The organism is Pseudomonas sp. McL0111 (assembly GCF_052567255.1).
Map to the genome: position 1 here is coordinate 4,152,251 of NZ_CP199585.1, position 10,993 is coordinate 4,163,243.

General features: G+C 59.7%; 7 protein-coding genes. 1 reads left to right on the plus strand and 6 read right to left on the minus strand.

The genetic code is table 11. The features are described 5' to 3' along the window. Window positions 1–6: 6 nt before the first annotated feature. A complete protein-coding gene (gene katG, locus ACTWLJ_RS19095) occupies window positions 7–2,271 on the minus strand; it encodes a catalase/peroxidase HPI (RefSeq protein WP_445177988.1) in 2,265 nt (754 codons plus the stop codon). Window positions 2,272–2,583: 312 nt separating this feature from the next. Between katG and ACTWLJ_RS19100 the strand changes: the two genes are divergently transcribed. Then, the gene (locus ACTWLJ_RS19100) at window positions 2,584–4,614 is read left to right on the plus strand and encodes a TonB-dependent receptor (protein ID WP_445177989.1); all 2,031 of its coding nucleotides are present in this window, start codon (window positions 2,584–2,586) and stop codon (window positions 4,612–4,614) included. A 55-nt stretch (window positions 4,615–4,669) separates the two neighbouring features. On the opposite strand, the gene ACTWLJ_RS19105 is transcribed toward ACTWLJ_RS19100, so the two are convergent. From ACTWLJ_RS19105 to ACTWLJ_RS19125, 5 genes are all read right to left on the minus strand, one after another. Continuing rightward, window positions 4,670–6,901 carry an LTA synthase family protein gene (locus ACTWLJ_RS19105; protein WP_445177990.1) on the minus strand — a complete coding sequence of 744 codons (2,232 nt, stop codon included), beginning with the start codon at window positions 6,899–6,901 and terminating at the stop codon, window positions 4,670–4,672. Between the two features lie 302 nt (window positions 6,902–7,203). Beyond that, window positions 7,204–7,683 (minus strand): copper chaperone PCu(A)C, encoded by a 480-nt coding sequence (locus ACTWLJ_RS19110; protein ID WP_401208788.1) that lies wholly within the window; start codon window positions 7,681–7,683, stop codon window positions 7,204–7,206. Further along, window positions 7,683–8,288, minus strand: coding sequence for an SCO family protein (locus tag ACTWLJ_RS19115; protein ID WP_401208791.1), 606 nt, complete (start codon window positions 8,286–8,288; stop codon window positions 7,683–7,685). The genes ACTWLJ_RS19110 and ACTWLJ_RS19115 overlap by 1 nt, the downstream gene beginning before the upstream one ends. Before the next feature lie 157 nt (window positions 8,289–8,445). Then, window positions 8,446–9,858: an efflux transporter outer membrane subunit gene (locus ACTWLJ_RS19120; RefSeq protein WP_445177991.1), complete on the minus strand. Its 1,413-nt coding sequence runs from the start codon at window positions 9,856–9,858 to the stop codon at window positions 8,446–8,448. Between the two features lie 76 nt (window positions 9,859–9,934). Further along, complete coding sequence (locus tag ACTWLJ_RS19125; protein WP_445177992.1) at window positions 9,935–10,729, minus strand: helix-turn-helix transcriptional regulator; 795 nt, start codon at window positions 10,727–10,729, stop codon at window positions 9,935–9,937. Window positions 10,730–10,993 lie beyond the last annotated feature (264 nt).

A 10,993-nucleotide genomic window follows, 5' to 3' on the forward strand; every position in this document is an offset into this window, starting at 1 on the left:
CGTCAATTACTTCAGGTCGAACCGGTCCAGGTTCATTACTTTCGTCCATGCAGCGACGAAGTCCTTCACGAACTGTTCCTTCGCATCAGAACTGGCATACACCTCGGCCAGCGCACGCAATTGCGCGTTGGAACCGAACACCAGATCAACCCGTGTCGCCGTCCATTTTGTGTTTCCGGTTTTTCGGTCACGCCCCTCGAACTCGTCCGCATCGCGCGAGGTCGGTTTCCACTCCACACCCATGTCCAGCAGATTGGTGAAGAAGTCATTGGTCAGCGCTTCAGTCTGGCTGGTGAATACACCATGACGGGTTTGCCCGACGTTGGTGTTCAACACGCGCAGGCCACCCAGCAGCACGGTCATTTCCGGAGCGGTGAGGGTCAGCAGTTGTGCCTTGTCGATCAGTAACGCCTCGGCGGAAACCGTGTATTTGCCTTTGCTGTAATTGCGGAAGCCGTCGGCGATGGGTTCGAGGAAGGCGAACGATTCGACATCGGTCTGCTCTTGCGTCGCATCGGCACGCCCTGGTGAAAACGGCACCGTCACCGAATGCCCGGCATTTTTCGCCGCCTGTTCAACCCCGGCATTTCCCGCCAGCACGATCAGATCGGCCAGTGAGACTTTCTTGCCGCCGCCATTGAACTCGTTCTGGATGCCTTCCAGTGCTATCAGCACTCTGGCCAGTTGTTCCGGTTGGTTGGCTTCCCAGGATTTTTGCGGTGCCAGACGCAGACGCCCGCCATTGGCGCCGCCGCGTTTGTCGGAACCACGGAAAGTCGAGGCTGCCGCCCACGCAGTGGATACCAGCTGCGATACCGACAACCCCGAGGCAAGAATTTTGCTCTTCAGCGCCGCAGCATCGTTGGCGTCGATCAGCGGGTGACTGACGTCTGGGATCGGGTCTTGCCACAGCAATTCTTCGCTCGGCAGTTCCGGACCGAGGTAACGCGACAATGGCCCCATGTCACGGTGGATCAGTTTGTACCAGGCGCGGGCGAAGGCATCGGCCAATTGATCGGGATTGGCCAGGAAGCGCCGTGAAATCTGTTCGTAGGCCGGATCAAAACGCAGCGCCAGGTCGGAGGTGAGCATGGTCGGGGAGAGTTTTTTGCTCGGATCGTGAGCATGCGGAACAGTGCCGGCGCCGCCGCCGTTTTTCGGTATCCATTGATGCGCACCGGCCGGGCTCCTGGTCAGTTCCCACTCGAAACCGAACAGGTTTTCCAGGTAGTTGTTGCTCCAGCGGGTGGGTGTGGTGGTCCAAGTCACTTCCAGGCCGCTGGTAATGGTGTCAGCACCTTTACCGGTACCGAAGGCGTTTCTCCAGCCCAGACCTTGCTCCTCCAGGCCGGCAGCTTCAGGTTCAGGCCCGACATTATCGGCGGGGCCGGCGCCGTGGGTTTTACCGAAAGCGTGACCGCCAGCGATCAGCGCTACAGTTTCCTCATCGTTCATGGCCATACGGCCAAAGGTTTCGCGGATGTCCTTGGCCGAGGCGACCGGGTCCGGGTGGCCTTCAGGGCCTTCCGGGTTCACATAAATCAGGCCCATCTGCACGGCGGCGAGCGGGTTTTCCAGATTGCGTTCGCCGTTGTCGGTGCGGCTCTGTTCATGGCCGTGCTCTGCGGGTTCGGCCACCAATGTGCCGTCGCCGGGGTCCTGCATGATTTTCTGTTCTTTGCCGTAACGGGTTTCGCCACCCAGCCACTCGGTTTCCGAGCCCCAGTACACATCCTCGTCCGGCTCCCAGACATCGGCGCGACCGCCGGAGAAGCCGAAGGTCTTGAAGCCCATCGACTCCAGCGCCACGTTACCGGTGAGGACAATCAGGTCGGCCCAGGAAATATTGCGCCCGTATTTCTGTTTGATCGGCCACAGCAGGCGCCGGGCCTTGTCGAGGCTGACGTTGTCCGGCCAGCTATTGAGCGGGGCAAAACGTTGCTGGCCGGAACCGGCGCCACCACGGCCGTCGCCAGTGCGGTAAGTCCCGGCGCTGTGCCAGGCCATACGAATGAAGAGGGGGCCGTAATGGCCGAAGTCTGCCGGCCACCAGTCCTGCGACTGGGTCATCAGCGCGGTGATGTCCTGTTTCAGCGCCTGGAAGTCGAGGCTCTTGAAGGCTTTGGCGTAGTCGAAGTCCTTGCCCAGCGGATCGGACTTGGGCGAATGCTGGCTGAGGATCTTCAGATTAAGTTGATTCGGCCACCAGTCGCGGTTCGTCGTGCCACCACCGGCAGCATGATTGAACGGGCATTTCGATTCATTTGCCATGTTCGGGTCCTTATCAGGTCTGTGCGGCCGGCTCGTGCCGACTTCGGACTAGTAAGGCTAGTCCCGACTTGGCAAGTCAGCTAATAGCCCGACTATTGGACGCCGATAGGCGCAGTCTTTTACAGATCAAAAGATCGCGGCGTGCGCTGGCTGCGATCTTTTGATTCCTTCCGACTCCCTGAAATCCCCGCCCTTGAGCGCTCGCTGAAAAACATAAGTACAGAATCGTGATGACAAGTTGAAATGTTATTGTATAACATTAAATTCGTTTCATCTTGTTGCTCTCACTTCTCTGTCTTACGGAATTTCGAAATGCCTCCCCGTTTTCGTCGCCTTCAACTGACTCCGCTGGCTGCCGCGCTGCTGATCGCTGCCCCCACGTTCGCCGCCGATACCCTCGAATTGCAACCGCAAGTCATCACCGGCAATCCGCTGGGTAGCCAGACTCTGGCCTCACCCACAACTGTACTCAGTGGCGATGAGTTGACGCTGCAACAAAAGGGCAGTCTTGGCGAAACCCTGAACAAGCAGCCCGGCGTGTCGTCGTCGTACTTTGGCCCCGGTGCCAGTCGCCCGATCATTCGTGGGCAGGACGGGGATCGCATTCGTATCTTGCGCAATGGCGTCGGCGCGCTGGATGCGTCGTCGCTGTCTTACGATCACGCGGTGCCGCTTGATCCGGTCAACGTCGAACGTATCGAAATCGTCCGTGGTCCAGCGGCGTTGTTGTACGGCGGCAGCGCCATCGGCGGAGTGGTCAACACCTTCGATAACCGGATACCGACCGAAGCCATCGAAGGCATTCACGGTGCCGGCGAATTGCGTTACGGCGGCGCCGACACCACGCGCAGCAGCGCCGGAAAACTTGAGGCCGGTAATGGCCAGTTCGCCTTGCACCTCGACGCCAGTGCACGTGAGTTCAATGACCTGAAAATCCCCGGCTACGCCAAGACCGGTCGCGAACGCGCCGCCGATGACGGTGATTCCAGCAAGCATCGGCTGGCCAACAGCGACGGTCGCCAGGATGGTGGGGCGGTCGGCGGTTCGTACACCTGGGATGACGGTTACGCCGGGCTGTCGTACAGCAATTACGACTCGAATTACGGCTCGCCGGCCGAAGAAGATGTGCGTATTCGCATGCAGCAGGAGCACTACGCGTTCGCCTCCGAAATACGCAATCTTGATGGGCCGTTCAGCTCGGTCAAACTCGATGCCGGTTACACCGATTACCAGCACCGCGAGATCGAAGGCGGAGAAGTCGGCACCACGTTCAAGAACAAAGGTTACGAGGCGCGAGTCGAGGCGCGGCATCAGCCGCTGGGCCCGTTCAACGGGGTGATTGGAGCGCAGGTCAATCGCAACGAATTCTCCGCATTGGGCGAAGAAGCGTTCGTGCCGCAGACCGATACCAATGCCGGCGCACTGTTCATTCTCGAAGAGCTGCAAGCCACCGAGCGTCTGCTGTTCACCCTTGGCGGTCGACTGGAACACACCACCGTCGACCCGGATGCGAAGGGCAACGAGCGCTTCGCCAATGCCGACAAATCCAGCAGTTTCACCGCTGGCAGCCTGTCGTCCGGAGCGGTCTATACCCTGACGCCGATCTGGTCGGTCGCCGCGACATTGGGCTACACCGAACGTGCTCCAACATTTTATGAGCTGTACGCCAACGGCGCGCACGTCGCGACCGGCACCTATGAAGTCGGCGATGCCGGCCTGTCGAAAGAAAAAGCCGTGTCCAGCGACCTGGCGTTGCGCTTCGACAACGGCACGCACAAGGGCAGCGTCGGCGTGTTCTACAGCCACTTCTCCAACTACATCGGCCTCTTGGGTACGGGGCGCAATTTGAATGATGAAGGCGAAGAGGATGCTGACGGCATTCCCGAATACACCTATTCAGGCGTACGCGCACGCTTCAGCGGGATCGAGGCGCAGGATCACTGGAGCCTCGGCGAAAACGCTTATGGCAAGTTCGCGCTGGAGCTATCCGGTGATTACACCCGAGCGAAGAATCTGGACAGTGGCGAAGATCTGCCGCGCATCGCGCCACTACGTTTGAACAGTGGTTTGCTGTGGGAGCTGGATCGCTGGCAAGCGCGGATCGATGTCGAGCACGCCAGTTCCCAGCATCGAGTGCCGGCCAACGACAGCAGCACCGATGGCTACACCACGTTGGGGGCGAGTGTCGGTTATCACTTCGATGTCGGGCAGAGCAAATGGCTGGCGTTCGTCGATGCCGAGAACCTGACCAATCAAACCGTGCGCTATGCCAGTTCGATCCTGCGCGACGTTGCGCCGGCAGCAGGGCGCAGCGTTCAGGTCGGGTTGCGTACTACGTTCTGATCATTGATCAGAAAGCCAACGTCCACATCTATCTGATGTGACGTTGGCACTATCCTCAGCTGGACTGCGCGGTGTCATCTTCCGGCACATCGTCCATCAAATCTTCCTGCCCCGGCAGTTCAGTGATCACACTGAAATCCGTCACCTCAACCGCGCCCAGCCCATACCCCAGCAAGTGGAAGGAAAAAGCTTTGCGCTGTTGCGGATTGTCGAAGCTGAAATCCATCTCCAGCGGCTGATCGGCCGTCGCTACCATTTCTGTCGGCAGGCCGAGTTGCACGTCCTGTTCGAACTCTTTGGCCTTGAGCTGGATGTACGCCGCCTGCTGTGGATCGACCGAGCGCACGGTCAGGCGCACGCGGGTGTGCGAGCCTTTGGGCATTTCCAGATATTGCGCGCCGATCAGGTTGTCGGCCCAGTCATCCTTGATCTGCGCTTGCAGCGGGATGACGTTGGTGCTGCCGAACTGGTATTGATGATTCAGCGGCGAGCGCAGCAGCGACAGGTCCAACGCGTTGGCGCGAGCGGCGATTTGCCGGGCGCGCTGGCCGGTGACATTGCCTTTGTAGGTCGCGCTTTCGGCGATGAATCCTTCGCTGGCGTAATAGCGGCAACGGCGCGGCATGTCGCATTCGGCGAGGATGCCTCGGCCGTCGTGATAGCGCAGCTTGCCGTTGGTGTACGACATGATCTCGCGGCCCGAGTCGTAATCGCGAAAAAGCGAACGGCCACTTAGCGCGGAGGGCACCGGCAAGTCGAAGTAGTCGAGGATCGAAGCGCTCAGATCGACGTGACCGTAGACCCCGGCGTTCAAGCGCGGCAACTGTTCCTGCTCGGGCGCCAGCGTCAAATTGAAACCCCAGGAGGAAGCGAGGCGCACGCCGTCGATGCCGTGGGATTCATCGGAGGTGATAACCACCAGTGTGTCTTTGAGTACGCCTTGACGCTCAAGTCCACTGAGGAATTGGTCCAGCGCATCGTCCAGATAACCGACTGCCGCCTGTTTCGGCGTTTCGTAACGTTCCAGATAATCTTCCGGCGCCGAATACGGTTGGTGCGTGCCGACGGTCAGCAGGGTGAGCATCCAAGGCTGCTTGTGCTTTTTAAGCTGGCCGACATAGTCCAGCGCACCTTCGAAGAACGCCTTGTCATCCTTGCCCCAAGGGAATTCCAGATAGTTGGCGTTGGTGAACCATTCCAGGCCGTGGGTCGCATCAAAACCGATGTGCGGCATGATCTTGTCTTTGGCCATGAAGCGCAGGCCGGCACCCTGCAGGTAGTGCGTGGCGAAACCGTTTTTGCGCAATTGCGCCGGCAGACAAGCCTGATTGCGTTCGTGCTGGGTCAGCATCTCCACGCCTTTGGGCGTGCCGTTGTTCAGTTTGTCGTAATCGCCGCAAAGCATCGCGTAAAGACCACGGATGGTCTGGTGGGTATGCAGCACGTAATCCGGGGTGTTCATGCCGCGTTCGGCCCAACGGCTGAGGTTGGGCATCAGGTTTTCCTGATAATGGCTGCCAATGGCCTCCCGATTGGCGCCGATGTAAGCGCCGGGAATGCCTTCGAGCGTAATGATCAACACATTGCGCGCCTGGCCTGGTGCGGTCAGCAGTTTGTGTCCGCTCAGGTCGAGATCGGTCAGGCCGGCCATGGCCGGCGCCTCCTCGACGACGTCGCCATCGAGCCATTCCTCGGCTTGCATCTGCATATCGGCGACCTGAGTCGCCAGCAATTGATGCGGCAAGTTGTACAGGCGCCATGCATCGGCGTCGTTCGGCCAGAGGTTTTGCCCGCCCCAGTGCGCGACAAACAGTACAACCGGTACGCTCCAGGCTGCGCGGGGCAGGGCCGGGACGGGTTGGGTGCGGTTGGCGAAACGGGTCAGCAGCCACAACATCAGTGACAGCAGCAAGGCAATGGCCAGCGCCGGATGGGCAAAGCCGCCGCCGGTCGAATTCTCCACAAACTGCGGGTCAATCAGGTAATGCAGATCGGAAGGGTTGGGCAGCCTGCCAACGGCGCTCACCAATTCTGCCGTCGCCACCGCCAACAGGCCCCAGAACAACAGCACCGGCAGCGCCAGCCACAGTGGGCGACGATGCAAAAGCACCACCAGTGCCGAACCAATGGCCAGATCCGACACATAACCCAGTGGCGACGACCAGCCGAGTGCCGCGCGCAGGCACACGGGCACGATCAGCACCAGAAAAATCAGGGAAAAGAGGCGGGCATGAGGATGCCGCAACGCGTGTAAAAGAACGCTCACAAAAAAAGACCTTCCAGCCATTAAAACGTCATAAAAGTGTGCGCGATGATACCAAGGGTCGGCTGTCTGATCGCCCTTTTAAACACATAGCTGCTCTGGTATCGGCCTCGTGGGCAGATTGGCTGAGAGCGGGGCTGGTACTCGTGTCAGGCGCAAAGTGACGGGGTGGCGGAGTCATCCCGCCAGGGGATTTATTGTTTCAGGCTGTTTAAAGACCCGGGCTGCGATCAGCACTTTCCGTAAGCCGGGTTAGGGCCTCAAAAAAACGGGGCGGCATGATCACCGATCATGCCGCCCCGCAGGTATTACCGATCAGTCAGCAATCAATGCATTTTGCTGTGATCGTGACCTTCCATGTTGGTCAGCGAGCGCACGGCTGCCTTCACTTCAATGGTCTGCTTCTCGCCCTTCGCGTCTTCCACGGTCAAGGTCAGCGGGACGCTTTCGCCTTCTTTCAGTTGACCGGTCAGGCCCATCAGCATCACGTGGTAGCCGTTGGGGTCGAAGCTGACAGCCTTGCCGGCCGGCAGGTCCACGGATTTAACCGGGCCCATGCTCATCACTTCGTTCTTCATGGTCATTTCGTGGATCTGCACGTCCTTGGCCACTGGCGAGGCAACGCTGAGCAGTTTGCTGTCGCTGTCGGCGGTGACGGTCATGAACGCGCCGCTGGCGGACTGGGCTGGCACGGTGGCACGCACCCAGGCGTCGTCGACTTTGGTCTGCGCCGATACCTGGAACGCCAGGCCCAGCAGCGACAGGCCGAACACGGCGCGTTTGATGTTGTTCAGAACGGGGTGCATCAGCAAACCTCCATAACAGTAAGCAAATCTTCCGTGCATTCTTCTGCCGAAAGCGATGTGGACAGCCCCATGCGCAACCCACCACGGGAGTCGTAGACGTAACTGGTGGAGGTGTGGGAGATGGTGTAGGTGTCGCCGGCCGGGACTTTCTCGTAGAACACGTCGAATTCCTTGGCCGTGGCCTTGGTTTCTTCGAGTGTGCCGTACAGCGCGACGAAGCTCGGGTCGAAGGCTTTCATGTAGGCATCGAGGATTTGCGGCGTGTCGCGTTCAGGGTCGAGGGTGATGAAAATCACCTGAAGGCGGTCGCCGTCCTTGCCCATCAGCTTCTTGATTTTCGCCGCGCGGGCGAGGGTGGTCGGACAGACCGCCGGGCATTGAGTGAAGCCGAAGAAGATCATCGGCATCATGCCGCGAAAGCTCGACAGCGACATGGTCTCGCCGTCAGTGTTCTTCAGTTTGAAGGTGCGTCCGAGGATCTTGTCGCTGAGATCCTTGCCGTACTTGTACGACAGTTCGCCGCGGGTGTCGCAGCCGGCGAGCAGGCCGAGCCCGAGCACACCCATTCCTGCAAGCACCTTGCGGCGAGTCAACAAAGCCGTCATCTGATACCGCCCTTTGGAGCCCGTCAGTCGGCAGGACTGGCGGGCGGGTTAACCGTAAAAGCGGCGCATGATACCAAACTGAACCGGCGAGTCGGTTTTCGATCGGCTGACAGGGTGTCGCAGGGCGACAAAAGGTGTAAGAAAAAGTGACGAGGAATCACCTGACTTTTGGATCTGTGGCGCTCCAGCCCCCGCCCAGCGCGGTGTACAGGTTCACTTCGGCGACCAGTTGCGCCAACCGGTCAGTGATCAGGCCCTGCTGCGAACTGAACAGCGAACGCTGAGCGTCGAGGAACACCAGACTGCTGTCGACGCCGCTCTGATAACGGTGTTGCGCCATGTCGTAATAGTCCTGCGTGGCTTGCACCAGATCGCGTTGTGCCTGTAGTTGTTGCTGATAGGTGCTGCGCGCGGCCAGTCCGTCGGAGACTTCCTTAAACGCGGTCTGAATCGATTTCTCGTAATCGGCGACCAGAATGTCTTTCTGCAACTTCGAATAATCCAGACTCGCCCGCAGGCTGCCGGCATTGAAAATCGGCAGGTTGATCTGCGGCTGGAACGTCCAAGCGCCGGAGCCACCCTTGAACAGCCCGGACAGATCGCGGCTGGAGGTGCCGGCATTGGCGGTCAGGCTGACACTCGGGAAAAACGCCGCCCGCGCCGCGCCGATATTGGCGTTGGCAGCCTTGAGCTTGTACTCGGCTTCGAGAATGTCCGGGCGCCGTTGCAGCAGATCCGACGGCAGCCCGGCCGGCACTTGTTGCAGCAGATCGCTGGCCAGCGGGCGCCCCGGCAGAGCCTCGGAAACCGGCGCACCGACCAGCAGGGTCAGGCCGTTGAGATCCTGCGCGACCTGGCGCTGATAGCGGGCGAGGCTGGCGCGGGTGCTGTCGACACTGGTCTGCGCCTGAATCTGATCCAGCGCCGACGACTTGCCGGCCTCGCGGTTGCGCGTGGTCAGGTGCAGGCTGCGTTCGTCGGCGCTGAGGGTCTGGCGGGTCAATTCGAGTAGCTCCTGATCGGCGCGCCAGGTCAGGTAGGCATTGGCGACGTTGGCCACCAGACTCAACTCGGCACTGCGCCGGGCCTCTTCGGTCGACAGCCAGGTCAGCAGCGCCTGCTCGCTGAGGCTGCGCACCCGACCGAAAAAATCCAGCTCATAAGCACTGACACCGAGGTTGACCCCGTAGGTCGAAGTGATCATCGCTTTGCTGCGGGTCACGCTGGCCGGCATCCGCTGGCGCGATTCACTGGCATTGGCGGACACGGCGGGCAGCAGATCTGCGCGTTGAATGCGGTATTGCGCCTGAAAGGCTTCGACGTTCAGTGCCGCCACGCGCAGGTCACGATTGTTCACCAGTGCACTTTCGATCAACTGTTGCAGCGCCGGATCGTTGAACAGCGTGCGCCAGTCTGCGCTCATGGTCGCGGCCCGGGTCGGCGCTGGATAAACCGGTCCTTGCGGGTACTGCGCGGCACTTGGCGAGGCAGGGCGCTGGTATTCGGGAATCAAGGAACAACCGCCCAACAGCACTGCCATGGACAGAAGAGACATACGCAAGGCGGGCATCAACGACCTCGTTAATAAAGAATGGCCTGATGTCACTCAGGAGCTTGCAACAAGTTATTTGTGTGTTCCAGCCGGTTCAGGCGCCGGCCATCCATTTCGCCAGACCATGCCGGCCACTGACTCCGAGCTTGGCGGTCGCGCGTTTGAGGTAGGTCTCGATCGAGCTGTTTTTTACCCGCAGTTTCAGCGCCATCTGCGGCACCGTGCCGCCAGTCAGCAAACCGAGGCAGACTTCTTTTTCCCGCGCCGATAAAACAATTCCACCCAACGCCAGGCGTTCGTCGAACACCTGCTGCAACGGTGCCTGCTCCATATCTGTCGAAAGCGGGCGCGGTTGTCTGGCATCGGTTTGCCGGCTGATCTGCGCATGCCGTTCAATCAGCGGCAGCAGGGTGTCGGAGAGGCTTTTGAGGAACGACAACTCCGGCAAGGAAAACACCCGATGCGTATGAGGTCGGTAAAACGAGATAACGCAGCGACGGTTCGAGGTGCGCGACACCAGATTGCATTGATGGGCACTGTGCAGCGGGTGTCGGGGCCGGGGCGGGGCTTTGAGTTGAATCAGCAGCGAGTCATTCATCTCGATCATTTTTTCCAGCAGCGGATGATCGTCAGGACGCTCCAGCGGATCGGGCGGGGGAAAGGCCTGCGGTAGGCCGGCGCTGCCCAGCGGTTTGATCTCGACGACGCTGGCCTGCCGTTCGTCCAGGGTCCACTCGCTGAGATCGACGCGGTTGACCGGCACCAGCGTGTCGACCAACTGGAACATGTTGGAGGCAAAGTGATCGTCGCCAGTGCTTGCGATCAATTCCCCGAGTTGCCAGTAGAAGTGCGGGTTTTCCATGTTGCGAATGCTGCCGGTCAGATTCATGTCCTTGTCATCCTTGATTTAGAGTCTTCGCCGAGTCGTCCGCCGTATATGCAAAAGCCGCTCACGCAACCATTTCTCCTTGAACAGGTTTGGAGCGGGATTTAAGCCTATGGATTTGTCCTGCGTCTGTAGGGGAAATCAGGGACACAAAGTGCCAGCATTTCTGAAAGTTGGCGCTGGGATATTGGCGGGGTTTGTTAAACAAACGGCGTCCCTGATGACTGAGTGGTCACGCCGAAGCCCCGTAAACCGGGAATTGATGTT

Excerpts from the sequence above, each read along its gene's own strand:
- katG (WP_445177988.1), bottom strand. The coding sequence starts at position 2,271 with ATGGCAAATGAATCGAAATGCCCGTTCAATCATGCTGCCGGTGGTGGC.
- ACTWLJ_RS19100 (WP_445177989.1), top strand. The coding sequence starts at position 2,584 with ATGCCTCCCCGTTTTCGTCGCCTTCAACTGACTCCGCTGGCTGCCGCG.
- ACTWLJ_RS19105 (WP_445177990.1), bottom strand. The coding sequence starts at position 6,901 with ATGGCTGGAAGGTCTTTTTTTGTGAGCGTTCTTTTACACGCGTTGCGG.
- ACTWLJ_RS19110 (WP_401208788.1), bottom strand. The coding sequence starts at position 7,683 with ATGCACCCCGTTCTGAACAACATCAAACGCGCCGTGTTCGGCCTGTCG.
- ACTWLJ_RS19115 (WP_401208791.1), bottom strand. The coding sequence starts at position 8,288 with ATGACGGCTTTGTTGACTCGCCGCAAGGTGCTTGCAGGAATGGGTGTG.
- ACTWLJ_RS19120 (WP_445177991.1), bottom strand. The coding sequence starts at position 9,858 with ATGCCCGCCTTGCGTATGTCTCTTCTGTCCATGGCAGTGCTGTTGGGC.
- ACTWLJ_RS19125 (WP_445177992.1), bottom strand. The coding sequence starts at position 10,729 with ATGAATCTGACCGGCAGCATTCGCAACATGGAAAACCCGCACTTCTAC.